Below are 17,491 nucleotides of genomic sequence, written 5' to 3'. Positions count from 1 at the left end.
AAAGATGAGGGATGACAATGAGCCAATTGTTAACGATGAGTGAATTATCGAAGGAAGAAATTTCAGAAATCCTAAAAGATGCAGAAGATTTCGCGAATGGAAAAGAAAGAAAAGCGACAGAGCAAACATTTGTAGCAAACTTGTTTTTTGAGAATAGTACGAGAACAAGATTTAGCTTCGAGGTTGCTGAGAAGAGATTGGGATTAGAAGTATTAAACTTCTCAGCAGATTCTTCTAGCGTACAAAAAGGAGAAACGTTATACGATACGATAAGAACACTAGAATCGATTGGAGCCAAAGCAGTAGTCATCCGCCATCAGCAAGATCGCTACTTTGATGAGCTAAAAGATAAAGTAAATATCCCTATTTTAAATGCAGGTGATGGATGTGGAAATCACCCGACGCAATGTTTGTTAGATCTTCTAACAATTAAACAAGAGTTTGGGAGATTTGAAGGATTAAAGATTGCGATTGTAGGAGACATTCGTCACAGCCGAGTGGCACGCTCGAATGCAGAAGCATTAACGAAATTAGGTGCAACAATTTACTTTGCTAGTCCTGAAGAGTGGAAAGATGAAACAAATACATTCGGAACATATAGAAGCTTAGATGAACTTATTCCAGAAGTTGATGTGATGATGTTACTTCGTGTACAGCATGAGCGTCATGATCATTATGAAACAGACATCATGAAAGAGTATCATGAAAACCATGGGTTAACAATGGAACGAGAAGAACGCATGAAAGAAGGAAGCATTATTATGCATCCGGCTCCAGTAAATCGTGATGTAGAAATTGCAAGTGAACTTGTTGAGTGTAAACGTTCTCGCATATTCAAACAGATGGAAAATGGAGTTTACGTAAGAATGGCTGTTTTAAAACGCGCATTACCAAATGTATTAGGAGGAATGAAACATGAATTATTTGTTTAAAAATGGACGTTACTTAAATGAAGAAGGAACAATCGTGGCAACAGATCTTCTTGTACAAGATGGTAAAATTGCGAAAATAGCGAAAAATATTTCGGCTGAAAATGCTGAAGTAATCGATGTAAATGGAAAATTAATCGCACCTGGATTAGTAGATGTACACGTTCATCTTCGCGAACCAGGTGGTGAACATAAAGAAACGATTGAAACTGGTACACTTGCAGCAGCAAAAGGGGGCTTTACAACAATTTGTGCGATGCCAAATACACGCCCAGTGCCAGATAGTAAAGAGCATATGGAAGATTTACAAAAACGAATTCAGGAAAAAGCACATGTAAATGTACTGCCATATGGTGCAATTACAGTGCGTCAAGCAGGTTCTGAAATGACGGACTTTGAAACGTTAAAAGAACTTGGAGCATTCGCATTTACTGATGATGGAGTAGGCGTACAAGATGCAAGTATGATGTTAGCGGCTATGAAGCGTGCAGCTAAATTAAATATGGCAGTTGTTGCCCATTGCGAAGAAAATACGCTTATTAATAAAGGTTGTGTACATGAAGGGAAATTTTCTGAGAAACATGGATTAAACGGTATCCCATCAGTATGTGAATCTGTACATATTGCCAGGGACATTTTACTAGCGGAAGCGGCAGATTGTCACTATCATGTTTGTCACGTAAGTACAAAAGGGTCAGTGCGAGTAATTCGTGATGCAAAACGTGCAGGTATTAAAGTAACAGCAGAAGTAACACCACACCACTTAGTGCTATGTGAAGATGATATCCCATCTGTTGATCCCAACTTTAAAATGAACCCACCACTTCGAGGAAGAGAAGACCAAGAAGCACTCATTGAAGGTTTATTAGATGGAACAATCGACATCATTGCAACGGATCATGCACCGCATACAGCAGAAGAAAAAGCACAAGGCATTGAAAGAGCACCATTTGGAATTACTGGTTTTGAAACAGCGTTCCCATTACTATATACAAACCTTGTGAAAAAAGGAATTATCACATTAGAACAGCTTATCCAATTCTTAACAGAAAAGCCAGCAGATACATTTGGTTTAGAAACAGGACGTCTAAAAGAAGGAAGAGCAGCTGATATTACCATTCTTGATTTAGAACAAGAAGAAAAAATTGACCCAACAACATTCTTATCAAAAGGAAAAAATACGCCATTTGCAGGCTGGAAGTGTCAAGGATGGCCAGTTATGACATTAGTGGGCGGGAAGATCGTATGGCAAAAGGAGAGTGCATTAGTATGAAAAGACAGCTTATCTTAGAAGATGGAACAGTATTAATTGGAAAAGGATTCGGCGGAGAGATTGAAAAATCAGGTGAAGTTGTATTTACAACTGGTATGACCGGATACCAAGAAACATTATCTGATCCATCATACTGCGGTCAAATCGTAACATTTACGTATCCATTGATCGGAAACTATGGTATTAACCGTGATGATTTTGAATCGATTCAACCATCTGTACACGGTTTAATTGTAAATGAAATTTGCGATCATCCATCGAACTTCCGTAATGAAAATTCGTTAGATGAGTATTTAAAAGAACGAAATATTCCAGGATTATCAGGAATTGATACGAGAAAATTAACGAGAAAAATTCGTCAATATGGAACAATGCGCGGACGTCTTTGTAATATGGATGTCGATGTAGATTATATTGTCAGTCAATTAAGAGCTACAGTATTTACAGATCATGTAAAGCGTGTATCAACAAAAGATCCATATCCAAGCCCAGGTCGTGGTTACCGCGTTGTCCTTGTTGATTTCGGAATGAAGCACGGTATTTTACGCGAATTAAATAAGCGTGATTGCGATGTCATTGTTGTTCCTTACAATACATCGGCAGAAGAAATTTTACGCTTAAGCCCAGATGGAATTATGTTAAGTAACGGACCTGGGGATCCAAAAGATGTACCAGAAGCGATTGAAATGTTAAAAGGAATCATTGGAAAAGTACCTTTATTCGGTATTTGCCTTGGGCATCAACTATTTGCCTTGGCATCAGGTGCAAATACAGTGAAATTAAAATTTGGTCACCGCGGATTAAACCATCCAGTAAAACATCTTGAAACTGGAAAAGTAGCTATCACTTCTCAAAACCATGGGTATGCAGTAGAAGAGGAATCTGTAAAAGGAACAGACCTTGAGATTACACACGTTGCTTTAAATGATGGAACAGTAGAAGGACTTCGTCATAAGAAGTTCCCAGCATTTACAGTACAATATCATCCAGAAGCATCAGCAGGACCAGAAGATGCAAATGACTTATTTGAAGATTTCTTAACAATGATTGCAAACTTTAAGAAAGAAGGGGAAGAGTTATGCCAAAACGCCTAGACATTAACACAATTTTAGTAATCGGATCAGGACCAATTGTAATTGGGCAAGCAGCGGAGTTTGATTACTCTGGAACGCAAGCTTGTCAATCTTTAAAAGAGGAAGGCTATAAAGTAATCCTTGTTAACTCGAACCCAGCAACAATTATGACGGACACTGCAACAGCAGATAAAGTATATATTGAGCCATTAACACTAGAATTTGTAAGTCGCATTATTCGTAAAGAGCGTCCAGATGCAATTTTGCCGACACTTGGCGGACAAACAGGATTAAATATGGCTGTTGAACTTGCCAAATCGGGTGTGCTTGAAGAGTGTGGAGTTGAAATTTTAGGAACGAAATTATCAGCAATTGAGCAAGCGGAAGATCGTGATTTATTCCGTACATTAATGCAAGAATTGAACGAACCAACACCACCAAGTGAAATTGTCCATACACTTGATGAAGCATATGAATTTGTTAAAGAGATTGGGTATCCAGTCATTGTTCGTCCAGCATTTACGTTAGGCGGAACAGGCGGTGGAATTTGCCACAACGAAGAAGAGTTAATTGAAATTGTAACAAGTGGTTTGAAACATAGCCCAGTAACACAATGTTTATTAGAAAAAAGCATCGCTGGCTTTAAAGAAATTGAATATGAAGTAATGCGTGATGCAAATGACAATGCCATTGTAGTATGTAACATGGAAAACATCGACCCAGTTGGTGTGCACACAGGGGATTCTATTGTTGTAGCACCGAGTCAAACATTAAGTGATCGAGAATATCAGATGCTGCGTAATACGTCATTAAGAATTATTCGTGCACTAGGAATTGAAGGGGGATGTAACGTTCAGCTTGCACTAGATCCGTATAGCTTCCAATACTATGTAATTGAAGTAAATCCACGTGTAAGTCGTTCATCTGCCTTAGCATCAAAAGCGACGGGATATCCAATTGCGAAATTAGCAGCAAAAATTGCAGTCGGTTTAACATTAGATGAAATTGTAAACCCAGTAACACAAAAAACATATGCGTGCTTTGAGCCAGCATTAGACTATGTTGTTTCGAAAATTCCACGCTGGCCTTTCGACAAGTTTGAATCAGCAAATAGAACGCTTGGAACACAAATGAAAGCAACGGGTGAAGTTATGTCAATCGGACGTAACTTAGAAGAATCATTATTAAAAGCCGTTCGCTCTCTAGAACTTGGTATTTATCATCTAGAGCTAAATCACTTAAAAGAACTTGATAAAGAAACAATGAAAAAACGTATTATAAAAGCGGATGATGAGCGTCTGTTTATTGTAGCAGAAGCAATTCGCCAAGGTGTAACGAAAGAAGAGATTCACGAATGGTGCGAAATGGACTTCTTCTTCTTACAAAAAATCGAAAACATCGTAAATATGGAACGAAAAGTAAAAGCGAATGTTGGAGACATGGAAGTATTACGAGAAGCAAAAGAAATGGGCTTTAGTGATCATTACATTGCGTCTGCTTGGAATAAAACAGAATGTGAAATTTACGCTACACGTAAAGAAAATGGCATGATGCCAGTATTTAAAATGGTAGATACTTGTGCAGCAGAATTCGAATCTGCAACGCCTTACTACTACAGCACATATGGTGACGAAAACGAATCAATCGTTACAGAGCGTAAAAGTGTAATGGTACTAGGTTCTGGACCAATCCGCATCGGTCAAGGGGTTGAATTTGACTATGCAACAGTTCACTCTGTATGGGCAATTAAAGAAGCTGGCTACGAAGCAATTATTGTGAATAATAACCCAGAGACAGTTTCAACAGACTTCAGTATTTCTGATAAATTGTACTTTGAACCATTAACAATTGAAGATGTTATGCACATCATTGATTTAGAGAAGCCAGAAGGTGTTATTGTACAATTCGGTGGACAGACAGCGATTAACTTAGCGGCAAAATTAGCAGAGCGCGGTGTGAAAATTTTAGGAACATCTCTTGAAGATTTAGATCGTGCTGAAGACCGCGATAAGTTCGAAGCAGCATTAACAGAGCTTGGTATTCCACAACCGGTTGGTAAAACAGCAACAACAGTAGAGCAAGCGGTAGCAATTGCTGAAGAAATTGGCTATCCAGTACTCGTAAGACCATCTTACGTACTTGGTGGACGTGCAATGGAAATTGTGTATCGTCAAGAAGAACTGCTTCACTATATGAAAAATGCAGTAAAAGTACATGCAGATCACCCGGTATTAATTGACCGCTACATGGTTGGGAAAGAAATTGAAGTGGATGCAATTTCTGACGGTGAAAATGTATACATTCCAGGTATTATGGAACATATTGAACGCGCTGGTGTTCACTCTGGTGATTCAATCGGAGTATATCCTCCACAAAGCCTATCAGCGAAAGTGAAGGAACAAATTATTGAAAATACAATTGCACTTGGAAGAGGATTAAACATTGTTGGATTACTAAATATCCAATTTGTAGTCTTCAAAGATGAAGTGTATGTCATTGAAGTAAACCCACGTGCGAGCCGTACAGTACCGTTCTTAAGCAAGATTACAGGTGTTCCAATGGCAAACATCGCAACGAAAGTCATTTTAGGTAAAAATCTTGTAGAACAAGGTTATGAAACTGGTTACCACCCAGAAGATAACGAAGTATATGTAAAAGCGCCAGTATTCTCGTTTGCAAAACTGCGCTCTGTTGATACAACATTAGGACCTGAAATGAAATCGACAGGGGAAGTAATGGGGAAAGATTTAACGCTTGAAAAAGCATTATATAAAGGATTAGTTGCTGCGGGAATTAGCATTCCAACACATGGATCTGTCATTATTACAGTTGCGGATAAAGATAAAGAAGAAGCGATTGAAATCGCAAGACGCTTCCATGAAATTGGCTATAACTTATTGGCAACAGCAGGAACAGCAAAATCGTTAACAGAGCAAAACATTCCGGTGCAAGTTGTAAATAAAATTGACTCTGAAGATTACAACTTACTTGATATTATTCGTCAAGGAAAAGCACAGTTTGTTATTAACACATTAACAAAAGGAAAACAACCAGCGCGTGATGGGTTCCGCATTCGTCGAGAATCTGTGGAAAATGGTGTAGCTTGCTTAACATCACTTGATACAACAAGAGCAATTTTACGAGTACTAGAATCTATGACGTTCTCAGCTCACACAATGAAAGAAATCGCGCCAACAACGCGTCACGAGGTGGTACATGCATGATGCAAAAGCAAAATATGATCGTCGTTAACCAAACAGAAATCGCAAAAAACATTTATGAATTAGTGCTTCAAGGTGATCTTGTACAGCAAATGAACGAACCAGGGCAGTTCGTACACATTAAGGTAGCAGAGGGGATTACCCCCCTTCTGCGCCGCCCAATTAGCATTTGTAATGTCGATCAAGAAAAAAACGAATTTACAATGCTATATCGTGCGGAAGGACAAGGAACAAAAACATTAGCAAAAAGAAAACAAGGTGAATTAGTAGATGTATTAGGACCACTCGGACATGGATTTCCGGTAGAAGAAGCAGAAGCTGGACAAACAGCTCTATTAGTAGGAGGCGGAATTGGTGTGCCACCACTTTATGAGCTATCGCAACGCCTTGTTGCAAAAGGGGTACGTGTTATTCACATCTTAGGATTTCAAACGAAAGATGTTGTTTTCTATGAAGAAAAGTTTGCAGAACTTGGTGATACGTATGTTGCAACCGTTGATGGTACACATGGTACAAAAGGGTTTGTAACAGATGTAATAGATAACTATGGAATTGACTTTGATATTTTATACTCATGTGGACCTTTAGCAATGCTGCGTGCATTAGAAGGGCGTTATAAAGAGAAAAAAGCCTACATTTCACTAGAAGAACGTATGGGATGCGGGATTGGAGCATGTTTCGCGTGCGTATGTCACTTACAAGAAGATCCAAGCGGACATTCTTATAAAAAAGTGTGCAGCGATGGACCTGTGTTTCCAATCGGGGAGGTTGTACTATGAACAGATTACAAGTTGAATTACCAGGATTATCATTAAAAAATCCAATCATCCCAGCATCTGGTTGCTTCGGATTTGGTCGTGAATATGCTCAGTTTTATGATTTAAATGTACTGGGCTCAATCATGATTAAAGCAACGACGGAACAACCACGATATGGAAATCCGACGCCACGTGTGGCGGAAACACCAGGTGGTATGTTAAATGCAATCGGGCTTCAAAATCCAGGGCTAGAAAAGGTAATGGGCTCTGAATTACCATGGTTAGAACAATTTGATCTTCCAATTATAGCGAATGTTGCAGGTTCACAAGTTGAAGACTATGTAGCAGTAGCAAAGAAAATTTCAAAAGCACCGAATGTTCATGCACTAGAATTAAATATTTCTTGTCCCAATGTAAAAACGGGAGGTATCGCTTTTGGTACAAATCCTGAAATTGCTGCTGATTTAACGAAGCGAGTAAAAGAGGTTTCTGAAGTGCCGGTATATGTGAAATTGTCACCGAACGTGACAAACATTGTCGAGATTGCGAAGGCAATTGAAAATGCAGGTGCGGACGGGTTAACGATGATTAATACATTGCTTGGTATGCGTCTAGATTTAAAAACAGCAAAACCAATTTTAGCAAACCGTACAGGCGGACTATCAGGTCCTGCAATTAAACCGGTAGCAATTCGCATGGTACATGAAGTAAGCCAAGTGGTTGATATTCCAATTATTGGAATGGGTGGTATTGAGTCAGCAGAAGATGTTATTGAATTCTTCTATGCTGGTGCAAGTGCAGTTGCGGTTGGTACAGCAAACTTTGTTGATCCGCTCGTATGCCCAACCATTATTGAGGAATTACCATCGTTATTAGATGAATTAGGATTTGGACACATTTCGGAATGTCAAGGAAGGAGCTGGAAACAAGTATGTCAAAGTCGCTAATTGTTGCACTAGATTTTCCAGGGAAAAAAGAGGTAGAACAATTTTTACAACACTTTGAAGGGGAAGAGTTATTTGTCAAAGTGGGTATGGAATTGTTTTATAAAGAAGGCCCAGCAATTATTACGTACTTAAAAGAAAAAGGACATAAAATATTTCTAGATTTAAAACTTCATGATATTCCAAATACAGTAAAAAGCGCTATGCGCAGCCTAGCTAGTCTAGATGTTGACATGGTAAATGTTCATGCTGCTGGGGGGAGCAGTATGATGAAAGCAGCGCTTGAGGGATTAGAGGAAGGTAAGCAAGAAGGAAAAGAGAGACCGATTTGTATTGCAGTTACACAATTAACAAGTACTTCGGAAGTTATGATGAAAAAAGAGATTGGCATTGAGAAAACGTTAGAAGAAGCGGTTGCTCATTACGCAAAATTAACGAAAGAAAGTGGACTTGATGGCGTTGTATGTTCAACGTTGGAAGTACCAAAGTTACGTGAAGTATGCGGAGACGAATTTGTAACAGTAACACCGGGGATTCGTCTTGCAAGCGATGATGTGAATGACCAAGTGCGCGTAGCAACACCTAAACGTGCAAGGGAACTTGGTTCAAGTTACATTGTGGTTGGACGTAGTATTACAAAAGCAGAAAATCCGCTTGAAGCATATCAAACAGTAAAACAACAGTGGGAAGGTGTAACAGTATGAAAAAAGAAATCGCATCGCATTTATTAGAAATTGGAGCAGTATTTTTACAACCAAATGATCCATTCACTTGGTCTTCTGGTATGAAATCGCCAATTTATTGTGATAATCGCCTAACTTTATCGTACCCAAAAGTACGTCAAGCAATTGCGGCGGGATTAGAGGAATTAATTAAAGAACACTTCCCAACTGTAGAAGTTATTGCAGGAACAGCAACTGCTGGTATTGCCCATGCTGCATGGGTAAGCGATCGTATGAATTTACCAATGTGCTACGTACGTAGTAAAGCAAAAGGTCACGGTAAAGGAAACCAAATTGAAGGAAAAGCGGAAAAAGGTCAAAAAGTAGTTGTAGTAGAAGATCTTATTTCAACTGGTGGTAGTGCGATTACTTGCGTAGAAGCGCTTCGTGAGGCAGGTTGTGAAGTATTAGGAATCGTATCAATCTTCACATATGAGCTTGAAGCAGGAAAAGAAAAACTAGCGGCAGCTAATGTAGCGTCATATTCTTTAAGCGACTATAGCACATTAACTCAAGTGGCGGAAGAAAAAGGTATGATTGGACAAGCTGAAATGAAAAAACTGCAAGAATGGCGCAAAAATCCAGCTGACGAGGCTTGGATTACAGCGTAACACGAAAAGAACGACTGCGGGGAACGCGGTCGTTTTTTATCATCGTTAAAACTTCATGTAAAGAAGATATAGTAGGAGCATCGCACTTGAGTTGCGAGTTATCCCGATTTAACTATATTTCTTGCCTTCTAACTGCTGTACTACTCATTGCATCAGTCTCTAATCGATTGCCAATAATAGCAATCTTTCATTTCGAAGTGTTAAATTTTTCAATTTGTTGTTCCTCATTATCTTTACCAATTCCTGATTAATAACTACTTAGCACTTTCCGCAATTTCATATCCTCTTACAAACAAGAGAGTCATGTAAGAAATAATAAATGAGAAGATGCTGTACATGCCAACCCAAAAGAAAAATTTTGGAGTAAAGGAGATAACACCTATTATTAAAAAGCTAGCAAACGTTACAATGGGCATTACGTAATATGTTTTCGTTCTACGTGTTCCCATAACAGAAACGATAAAGATAAGGAATGGACAAATTAATAAGACGAAAATCAATTCATTCATAATTAGGTCTCCTTTTCGAATTGAAGTAATCTGTTTTTCGTAAACGCTTTAAAATAAATACTCTCTTAATATAATTTCGCTAACATATAAATAATCCCTTTTGCAAGTCAGTAATTTATGATGAATTTTATAATGAAAAAACGTAGGCAAGAGAATGCTTGCTTACGTTATAGAATAAACATCGCAACGATCGTGTTGACAATTAAGCCAATTGCAACTGGTAAAAAGTTTCGGCGTGTAAGTTCAAACGGATCGACTTTACAAATCGCAGCGGCAGGAATAAGCGCCCAAGGAATTAAAGCACTGCCCCCAAGTCCATATTGTAGCGATTGGTCCAAGTGCTGTTAATGTAGTTGTTCCATGACCAAGTGCTGTGCCGAAAAGGTTTGCAATCGATCCAGCAAGAGAAATGCCTGAAAAACCGGATCCGTCTAAACCAGTAATAACGCCAACGATACTTAATGTCCCAGATGATACGTATTGATTTAAAGGAACAGTTTGAGATAAGGTGAAACTTTAATCAGTGAAGGATGAAAAACATTGACTTGAATTGCACTGTATATACATACTGTCAATCTTTTTGCCGATATATAAAGTGAGAAACGAAAGATATTATGAATTAGTTAATGGGGAGAGGAGGTAATGGAAAGGAATACAAAAATGCGTTGCTTATAAGCAGCGCATTTTTGTATATTTAAGCTTTTAATTTCATTACAGTGTCAGCATCAGGCGTTACATATAGTGTTTGTTGATGATCATATGTAACAAACCCAAGCTTTGCACCACTTGGTTTTTTGACATGGCGAATTTTCGTGAAATCTACAGGAACTGAACTAGAATTTTTCGCTTTACTGTAATACGCTGCAATTTTCGCAGCTTCTAGTAATGTTTCTTCCGACGGTTCTACAGAGCGAATGACCACGTGAGAACCTGGTATATCTTTCGTGTGTAACCAGATTTCATCACGACGCGCAAATTTTGTCGTCAAATAGTCATTTTGTTTATTGTTTTTGCCAACTAAAATTTCGGTTCCATCACTTGCAATATATTTATCTAATAATGGCTTTGTTGGCTTTTTCTTTACATGTTTCGCTTTGCGGTTACGAAGGTATCCTTCTTCAGCTAGTTCTTCACGAATTTCTTCGATATCTTTTGAAGAGGCGGCGTCCATTTGTTGAAGTAAGCTGTCAAAATAGAGAATCTCTTCCTTTGTTTTTTCAATTTGTTCTTTGACAATTGCCACAGAATTTTTTGCTTTTTGATACTTTTGGAAATAGCGCTGTGCATTTTCTGAAGGTGTTTTAAATGGATCTAATGTAATCGTTACTGTTCCGCCATTTTCATCGTAATAGTTTATAACTTCCACTTCTTTGTCACCTTTTTTGATCGCGTATATATTCGCTGTTAAAAGCTCTCCAAACAATTGATATTTATCCGCTTTTCCAGCATCTTGTAATGTTCTTTTTAGCTTGATTAATTTCTTTTCATTTTTCGCCTTCTCATTATGCATAAATCGCTCTAAATCATGAGCTTGTTGTTTGACGCGATCTCGTTCTGCTTTACCAAAGAAGAATCGATCTAATAATTCACTAATGGATAAGAAAGTCTTTTCAGTTCCTTGCAAATGAGAAAGTGGAAATAGATAAAAGAACTCTTTTCCGTTCGCAGTAATCATTGTTGGTATATATTGATGTTCTTTTAATGGCTTTTGTAAGCTGAAGAAAGCTTCGGATACTGCTTTTTCATTTACCATACCAGCTTTTTTGACCACTTCTTTTGCAAATAGTGGAGAAATTCCCATGAAAGCTCCGACAAGTTGTTGATCCATATTTCCAGATAGGAAGTCCAGCGGCCGAATCAATTCTTCTTCTGTTTCAATGTGTAGTGGATTGATTTTATGTTGTGCTGGTGGTGCAACGTATTCAGCTCCAGCATATACAGTGCGATGACGATTTACTGCTAAAGAAACGTGTTTCAAACTATCTAAAATCATATTTGTTTTTTCGTCTATCAAAATGATGTTACTATGGCGCCCCATTATTTCAATGATTAATGTTTTTAGTGACTCATCGCCAATTTCATTACGGCTACGGACAGTAATTTGAATAATTCGTTCTAAATCGATTTGCTCGATTTTTTCAATAAATCCTCCCTCCAAATGTTTGCGAAGTAACATGCAAAACATGGGTGGTAATGCTGGTGAATCATAATTTTGTGTTGTTATATGCATACGAGCATATGTCGGATGAGCAGACAGAATTAATTTTTGATTTTTTCCATGCGCGCGAATATGTAATAAAATTTCATATTTTGAAGGTTGATATATTTTTGAAATTCTCCCCGTTTGCAGAGAATTTGAAATCTCATGTGTAATCGCTCTTGTAAATAATCCATCGAATGCCATGATGAACACTCCTTTCTAACTAAATGTTAATTATAGCATTTTTTTGGACGAGGCTGAATAAGCTTTCATTAGAGCATGTCTGCAATCAGGAGGTCGATAGCGAAATGAATTGGTATGAAATGCGTGCGCATGAAGTGGAGGAGAGAACGAATACGAATGTGAAGACAGGCCTTTCAGAACAAGAAGCAGAAGGACGTCTAAAGAAGTTTGGTCCAAATGAGTTACAGGAAGCAAAGCGGCCTTCTGCATTTCTTGTATTTCTAGCTCAGTTTAAAGATTTTATGGTTCTTGTATTGTTTGGAGCGACAATCATTTCTGCCTTTTTGGGAGAATATATCGATTCAATCGCAATTGTCGCAATCGTTATTCTCAATGGAATTCTCGGCTTTTTTCAAGAGAGAAAAGCTGAAAAATCATTGGAGGCATTAAAAGAGTTAGCCGCCCCGCAAGCGACAGTTTTACGAAATGGAAAATGGATAAAAGCACCGTCTAAGGCACTTGTTCTTGGAGATATTATTAGGTTTTCTAGCGGCGATCGTATTGGTGCAGACGTTCGCCTTGTTGAAACATCGAGTTTATATATTGAAGAATCTGCATTAACAGGGGAATCTGTGCCTGTTCAAAAGAAAGTAGAAGCATTAAGTGGGCAAGATGTCGCAATTGGTGATCAAAAAAATATAGCGTTTATGGGAACGATGATTACGAGGGGGTCTGGAATAGGAGTTGTAGTCGCAACGGGTATGAATACAGCTATGGGGCAGATTGCAAATATGTTGCAAAATGCAGAACCGATGGAAACACCTTTACAAAGAAGATTAGAACAACTTGGAAAGATTTTAATTGTTGTTGCGCTTATTTTAACAGCGCTTGTTGTATTGGCTGGTGTATATCAAGGAAATGAAGTCTATCATATGTTTTTAGCGGGAGTGTCGCTTGCCGTTGCAGCAATTCCGGAAGGGTTACCAGCTATTGTTACAGTTGCTTTATCGCTTGGCGTACAGCGCATGATTAAGAAAAAGGCTATTGTACGCAAATTGCCAGCGGTGGAAACGCTAGGGTGTGCTTCGGTGATTTGTTCCGACAAAACAGGGACGATGACACAAAATAAAATGATGGTAACGCATATGTGGTCAGGTGGTGAATTATGGAAGGTTACTGGGAAAGGATATGAGCCAACAGGATCTTTTATGAAAGGTGAAGAGAAGATTGATCCAGAAAATACAAAATCTTTGTATCAATTATTAACATTTGGCTGTCTATGCAATCATGCCCGAATTGTGAAAAAGAAGAAAGAATATGTGTTAGATGGAGATCCAACAGAAGGAGCTCTTGTTGCAGTAGCTATGAAGGCTGGAATCTCTCGAGAAGCATTAAAAGGGAATTTTGAAATTATTCACGAGTTTCCTTTTGATTCCACTCGTAAGATGATGAGTATCATTGTTCGCGATCGTGATGGCAAGAAGTTTGTCGTGACAAAAGGTGCTCCAGACGTGCTTTTACAAAAGAGTCAAACGATTTTATGGGGGAATAAACAACAGCCTTTCAGTGAGTTGTATCGCAAGGAAGTGCAAGCGGCAATTCATAGCCTTGGAAGTCAAGCACTTAGAACCATTGCTGTTGCTTTTAAACCATTAAAAGTAACAGATCCAATTCATGATGAACAAGAAATAGAGAAAGATTTTATGCTTGTTGGAATTCAAGGAATGATCGATCCACCAAGACCTGAAGTTAAGCAGGCTGTACAGGAATGTAAAGAAGCAGGCATTAAAACCGTAATGATTACAGGGGATCATAAAGTAACAGCAATGGCTATTGCTGAAGAACTAGGGATTTTACCACGGAACGGTCGCGTGATAGAAGGGATAGAACTTGCGAATATGACAGTAGACGAACTGGAGGATATTGTGGAAGATACGTATGTGTTTGCCCGTGTTTCTCCAGAGCATAAATTAAAAATTGTGAAAGCACTTCAAAATAAAGGACATATTGTAGCGATGACAGGAGATGGAGTAAATGATGCACCAGCTATTAAAGTTGCGGATATTGGAATTTCAATGGGAATGACGGGAACGGATGTGGCAAAAGAAGCCTCTTCTCTTGTATTGTTAGATGATAACTTTGCTACTATTAAAGCAGCTATTAAAGAGGGAAGAAATATATACGAAAACATTCGGAAATTTATTCGATATTTATTAGCATCAAATGTTGGAGAAATTTTAGTGATGTTATTTGCGATGTTGCTTGCGCTACCTCTTCCGATGGTTCCGATTCAAATTTTATGGGTGAATTTAGTAACGGATGGGTTACCAGCGATGGCATTAGGGTTGGATGCTCCTGAAGGGGATGTGATGAAACGAAATCCAAGACATCCGAAAGAAGGAGTATTTGCAAGAGGACTTGCATGGAAAATTGTCAGTCGAGGATTTTTAATTGGAGCAGTTACTTTATTAGCATTTATTATTGCTTATAATCAACATCCGAATGAATTAAAATATGCACAAACAGTAGCATTTGCGACGCTTGTGTTAGCGCAGCTTATTCATGTATTTGACTGTCGTAGTGAACACTCTGTGTTCCACCGAAATCCGTTTGGAAATATATATTTAGTTGGTGCGGTCATTGTTTCCATCCTATTGATGCTTGTGGTCATTTATTATCCGCCATTGCAACCAATCTTTAGTACATTGCCAATTCAAGCAAGAGATTGGCTATTAATTGTAGGGTTATCCTCTATTCCAACATTTTTATTAGTAGGCTCGTTATTGACAGGAAATAACGAGAAAAAGAAAAAGTCATTGTTATATAAGAAAGGGTTAAACTTGAAATAGTCAATGAAATGAAAATGTGATATAATTTACAAAAGGTAGTAGAGTGATATCTCTATTACCTTTTTCATTGAGTTATTTCATGGCTTGGATGTGATAAAGATGATTTCTAGTATGACAGGTTTTGGAAGGGCGAAAGTAGAAAAGGATGCCTTTCAAATTACAGTAGAAATGAAGTCAGTGAACCATCGCTTTTTAGAGATGAACATTCGACTTCCGAAACAAATGATGGTTTTCGAAGATAAAATTCGTAAAATTATTGCGGAGAAAGTTCGACGCGGACGTATTGAAGTGTCTATTAGTATTACTGGGGAAGGACTTGTAGAAAGAAAATTAAGTGTGAATTGGTCGCTTCTCGATCAATATAAATCCATTATGGAAGATGTAAAAATGAAATTTCAATTACAGGATTCTATTACCCTACAACAATTAATGACAATGCCAGAAGTAACGGCGATTGAAGAAGTGGAAAATGTAAATGAACAATTTGAGCATAGTTTATATGAGGCTGTTCGCCAAGCTACGCATATGTTAAAAACAATGAGAGACGGCGAAGGAGAACGATTACATAAAGATATAGCACATCGTTTACAAGAGATTCACAATTGTGTGAATGCAATTATTCCGCACGCACCAATTGTTGTTCAAAGATATCGTGAACGATTAGAAAATCGCTTAAAAGAAATACATAGCCAAGATTTAGATGAACAACGAGTGCTTACAGAAGTGGCAATGTTTGCAGAGCGCTCGGATATTCATGAAGAATTAGTCAGATTGCAAAGTCACTTAGACCAATTTCGCGAGGCACTCGAACTACAGGAGCCTGTTGGCAGAAAAATGGACTTCATTGTACAGGAAATGCACCGGGAAATTAATACAATTGGTTCTAAGGCAAACGACTTAACGATTTCAAAATATGTCGTGGAAATGAAAAATAACCTTGAAAAAATTCGTGAACAGGTACAAAATATTGAATAGCTGTCAAAAAAGATATAAAGTTATACGTGGTAGAGAAATCGGATAGACTTACGAGGAGGCACAAATTATGGCCATGCGATTTTTAAATATTGGATATGGAAATATCGTATCTGCTCATCGAATTATTGCTATTGTAAGTCCGGAATCAGCTCCTATTAAACGAACGGTACAGGAAGCGCGTGAGCATAATGCACTACTTGATGCTACGTATGGGAGGAAAACAAGGGCGGTTATTGTTATGGATGATGGACATGTTGTACTAAGTCCAATTCAACCAGAAACGATTGCACATCGTTTAAATAATAAAGAAGATTTAAGTGAGGAAGGGTAGGTTTTACATATTTATGAGAAGTAGAAGAGGGTTGCTCATTGTTCTTTCAGGACCTTCGGGCGTTGGAAAAGGAACAGTTCGTAAAGAATTGTTCAGTCATAAAGATACACAATTTCATTACTCTATTTCAGTAACGACTCGTAAACCACGTGAGGGTGAAATAGATGGTATAGATTATTTCTTTAAAGAAAGAGAAGAATTTGAAGAAATGATTCGTAACGACCAGTTACTTGAATGGGCAGAGTTCGTTGGAAATTACTATGGAACGCCGATTGACTATGTTGAAAAGACTTTATCAGAAGGAAAAGATGTATTTCTAGAAATTGAAGTACAAGGAGCAATGCAAGTAAAGAAAGCATTCCCAGAAGGAGTGTTTATCTTCTTAGCACCTCCGAGCCTATCGGAATTGAAAAATAGAATCGTAGGGCGTGGTACGGAGACGGAAGAAGTAATTGCAAATCGTTTAACTGTAGCAAAAGAAGAAATTGAAATGATGGACGCTTATGATTATGTTGTAGAAAACGATAAAGTTGAATTAGCTTGTGAACGAATTAAAGCAATTGTGGTTGGCGAACATTGTCGCCGCGAAAGAGTAGCACAATATTATAAGGAAATGACGGAGGGTATATAATATGTTAAATCCATCAATTGACTCATTACTAAAAAAAATCGACTCTAAGTATACATTAGTAACAGTAGCAGCGAAGCGCGCTCGTGAAATGCAACTAGCGGACGATTGTGCTGTTGAAAAACCAGTTTCTCATAAATTTGTAGGGAAAGCATTAGAAGAAATTGATGCGGAATTATTAAACTACGTGCCAAGCGAAGAGAAAGTATCTGAGTAAGACTTTCTTTTCGACAAATGAAAACATAGACTTTATAATTTTCTATGTAACGGTAACAACCTATTTAC

General features: G+C 38.1%; 15 protein-coding genes and 2 pseudogenes. 13 read left to right on the top strand and 4 right to left on the bottom strand.

What is annotated here, in order from left to right; translation table 11 throughout:
- The first annotated feature begins 17 nt into the window (after positions 1 to 17).
- The 8 genes from MR056_RS00445 to pyrE are packed head-to-tail and all read left to right on the top strand — an operon-like array spanning position 18 to position 9,531.
- A complete protein-coding gene (locus tag MR056_RS00445; RefSeq protein ID WP_012094979.1) occupies positions 18 to 932 on the top strand; it encodes an aspartate carbamoyltransferase catalytic subunit in 915 nt (304 codons plus the stop codon).
- Positions 916 to 2,202 carry a dihydroorotase gene (gene pyrC, locus MR056_RS00440; protein ID WP_012094978.1) on the top strand — a complete coding sequence of 429 codons (1,287 nt, stop codon included), beginning with the start codon at positions 916 to 918 and terminating at the stop codon, positions 2,200 to 2,202. The genes MR056_RS00445 and pyrC overlap by 17 nt, the downstream gene beginning before the upstream one ends.
- Complete coding sequence (locus tag MR056_RS00435) at positions 2,199 to 3,296, top strand: carbamoyl phosphate synthase small subunit (protein ID WP_041809918.1); 1,098 nt, start codon at positions 2,199 to 2,201, stop codon at positions 3,294 to 3,296. The genes pyrC and MR056_RS00435 overlap by 4 nt, the downstream gene beginning before the upstream one ends.
- Positions 3,281 to 6,499: a carbamoyl-phosphate synthase large subunit gene (gene carB, locus MR056_RS00430; RefSeq protein WP_048721946.1), complete on the top strand. Its 3,219-nt coding sequence runs from the start codon at positions 3,281 to 3,283 to the stop codon at positions 6,497 to 6,499. Before MR056_RS00435 ends, carB begins: the two co-directional genes overlap by 16 nt.
- Positions 6,496 to 7,275, top strand: a complete 780-nt coding sequence (gene pyrK, locus MR056_RS00425; protein WP_012094975.1) for a dihydroorotate oxidase B electron transfer subunit — start codon at positions 6,496 to 6,498, stop codon at positions 7,273 to 7,275. Before carB ends, pyrK begins: the two co-directional genes overlap by 4 nt.
- Positions 7,272 to 8,201, top strand: a complete 930-nt coding sequence (gene pyrD, locus MR056_RS00420) for a dihydroorotate oxidase B catalytic subunit (protein ID WP_012094974.1) — start codon at positions 7,272 to 7,274, stop codon at positions 8,199 to 8,201. The genes pyrK and pyrD overlap by 4 nt, the downstream gene beginning before the upstream one ends.
- On the top strand, positions 8,186 to 8,902 hold the full coding sequence (gene pyrF, locus MR056_RS00415) for an orotidine-5'-phosphate decarboxylase (protein ID WP_012094973.1): 717 nt from the start codon (positions 8,186 to 8,188) through the stop codon (positions 8,900 to 8,902). The genes pyrD and pyrF overlap by 16 nt, the downstream gene beginning before the upstream one ends.
- Positions 8,899 to 9,531: an orotate phosphoribosyltransferase gene (gene pyrE / locus MR056_RS00410; RefSeq protein ID WP_012094972.1), complete on the top strand. Its 633-nt coding sequence runs from the start codon at positions 8,899 to 8,901 to the stop codon at positions 9,529 to 9,531. The genes pyrF and pyrE overlap by 4 nt, the downstream gene beginning before the upstream one ends.
- Here the strand turns inward: pyrE and MR056_RS00405 are convergent.
- The 4 genes and pseudogenes from MR056_RS00405 to MR056_RS00390 form a co-directional block, all read right to left on the bottom strand.
- Positions 9,521 to 9,731 (bottom strand): annotated as a pseudogene (locus tag MR056_RS00405) (hypothetical protein); the annotation flags it as partial. The gene pyrE and the pseudogene MR056_RS00405 overlap by 11 nt on opposite strands.
- Positions 9,732 to 9,785: 54 nt before the next feature.
- The gene (locus tag MR056_RS00400) at positions 9,786 to 10,040 is read right to left on the bottom strand and encodes a YbeF family protein (RefSeq protein WP_012094971.1); all 255 of its coding nucleotides are present in this window, start codon (positions 10,038 to 10,040) and stop codon (positions 9,786 to 9,788) included.
- A 167-nt stretch (positions 10,041 to 10,207) separates the two neighbouring features.
- Positions 10,208 to 10,547, bottom strand: a pseudogene (locus MR056_RS00395) (MFS transporter); the annotation flags it as partial.
- A 187-nt stretch (positions 10,548 to 10,734) separates the two neighbouring features.
- A complete protein-coding gene (locus tag MR056_RS00390; RefSeq protein ID WP_087099023.1) occupies positions 10,735 to 12,444 on the bottom strand; it encodes an Rqc2 family fibronectin-binding protein in 1,710 nt (569 codons plus the stop codon).
- A gap of 104 nt (positions 12,445 to 12,548) precedes the next feature.
- Between MR056_RS00390 and MR056_RS00385 the strand changes: the two genes are divergently transcribed.
- From MR056_RS00385 to rpoZ, 5 genes are all read left to right on the top strand, one after another.
- A complete protein-coding gene (locus MR056_RS00385) occupies positions 12,549 to 15,272 on the top strand; it encodes a calcium-translocating P-type ATPase, SERCA-type (protein WP_087099021.1) in 2,724 nt (907 codons plus the stop codon).
- Positions 15,273 to 15,371: 99 nt separating this feature from the next.
- Positions 15,372 to 16,247 (top strand): YicC/YloC family endoribonuclease, encoded by an 876-nt coding sequence (locus MR056_RS00380; RefSeq protein ID WP_087099019.1) that lies wholly within the window; start codon positions 15,372 to 15,374, stop codon positions 16,245 to 16,247.
- Positions 16,248 to 16,314: 67 nt separating this feature from the next.
- On the top strand, positions 16,315 to 16,578 hold the full coding sequence (gene remA, locus MR056_RS00375; protein ID WP_001251456.1) for an extracellular matrix/biofilm regulator RemA: 264 nt from the start codon (positions 16,315 to 16,317) through the stop codon (positions 16,576 to 16,578).
- A gap of 13 nt (positions 16,579 to 16,591) precedes the next feature.
- On the top strand, positions 16,592 to 17,209 hold the full coding sequence (gene gmk, locus MR056_RS00370; protein ID WP_012094967.1) for a guanylate kinase: 618 nt from the start codon (positions 16,592 to 16,594) through the stop codon (positions 17,207 to 17,209).
- Position 17,210: 1 nt separating this feature from the next.
- Complete coding sequence (gene rpoZ / locus MR056_RS00365) at positions 17,211 to 17,423, top strand: DNA-directed RNA polymerase subunit omega (protein ID WP_012094966.1); 213 nt, start codon at positions 17,211 to 17,213, stop codon at positions 17,421 to 17,423.
- Positions 17,424 to 17,491: the final 68 nt, after the last annotated feature.

It is taken from the genome of Bacillus cereus group sp. BfR-BA-01360, assembly GCF_022663595.1.
GTDB classification, from domain to species: domain Bacteria; phylum Bacillota; class Bacilli; order Bacillales; family Bacillaceae_G; genus Bacillus_A; species Bacillus_A cytotoxicus.
This window is presented reverse-complemented; position numbering and strand designations above follow the sequence as displayed.

Excerpts from the sequence above, each read along its gene's own strand:
- rpoZ (WP_012094966.1), top strand. The coding sequence starts at position 17,211 with ATGTTAAATCCATCAATTGACTCATTACTAAAAAAAATCGACTCTAAG.
- MR056_RS00400 (WP_012094971.1), bottom strand. The coding sequence starts at position 10,040 with ATGAATGAATTGATTTTCGTCTTATTAATTTGTCCATTCCTTATCTTT.
- MR056_RS00435 (WP_041809918.1), top strand. The coding sequence starts at position 2,199 with ATGAAAAGACAGCTTATCTTAGAAGATGGAACAGTATTAATTGGAAAA.
- MR056_RS00385 (WP_087099021.1), top strand. The coding sequence starts at position 12,549 with ATGAATTGGTATGAAATGCGTGCGCATGAAGTGGAGGAGAGAACGAAT.
- remA (WP_001251456.1), top strand. The coding sequence starts at position 16,315 with ATGGCCATGCGATTTTTAAATATTGGATATGGAAATATCGTATCTGCT.
- MR056_RS00380 (WP_087099019.1), top strand. The coding sequence starts at position 15,372 with ATGATTTCTAGTATGACAGGTTTTGGAAGGGCGAAAGTAGAAAAGGAT.
- pyrD (WP_012094974.1), top strand. The coding sequence starts at position 7,272 with ATGAACAGATTACAAGTTGAATTACCAGGATTATCATTAAAAAATCCA.
- MR056_RS00445 (WP_012094979.1), top strand. The coding sequence starts at position 18 with ATGAGCCAATTGTTAACGATGAGTGAATTATCGAAGGAAGAAATTTCA.
- pyrF (WP_012094973.1), top strand. The coding sequence starts at position 8,186 with ATGTCAAAGTCGCTAATTGTTGCACTAGATTTTCCAGGGAAAAAAGAG.
- pyrK (WP_012094975.1), top strand. The coding sequence starts at position 6,496 with ATGATGCAAAAGCAAAATATGATCGTCGTTAACCAAACAGAAATCGCA.
- pyrC (WP_012094978.1), top strand. The coding sequence starts at position 916 with ATGAATTATTTGTTTAAAAATGGACGTTACTTAAATGAAGAAGGAACA.
- gmk (WP_012094967.1), top strand. The coding sequence starts at position 16,592 with ATGAGAAGTAGAAGAGGGTTGCTCATTGTTCTTTCAGGACCTTCGGGC.
- pyrE (WP_012094972.1), top strand. The coding sequence starts at position 8,899 with ATGAAAAAAGAAATCGCATCGCATTTATTAGAAATTGGAGCAGTATTT.
- MR056_RS00390 (WP_087099023.1), bottom strand. The coding sequence starts at position 12,444 with ATGGCATTCGATGGATTATTTACAAGAGCGATTACACATGAGATTTCA.
- carB (WP_048721946.1), top strand. The coding sequence starts at position 3,281 with ATGCCAAAACGCCTAGACATTAACACAATTTTAGTAATCGGATCAGGA.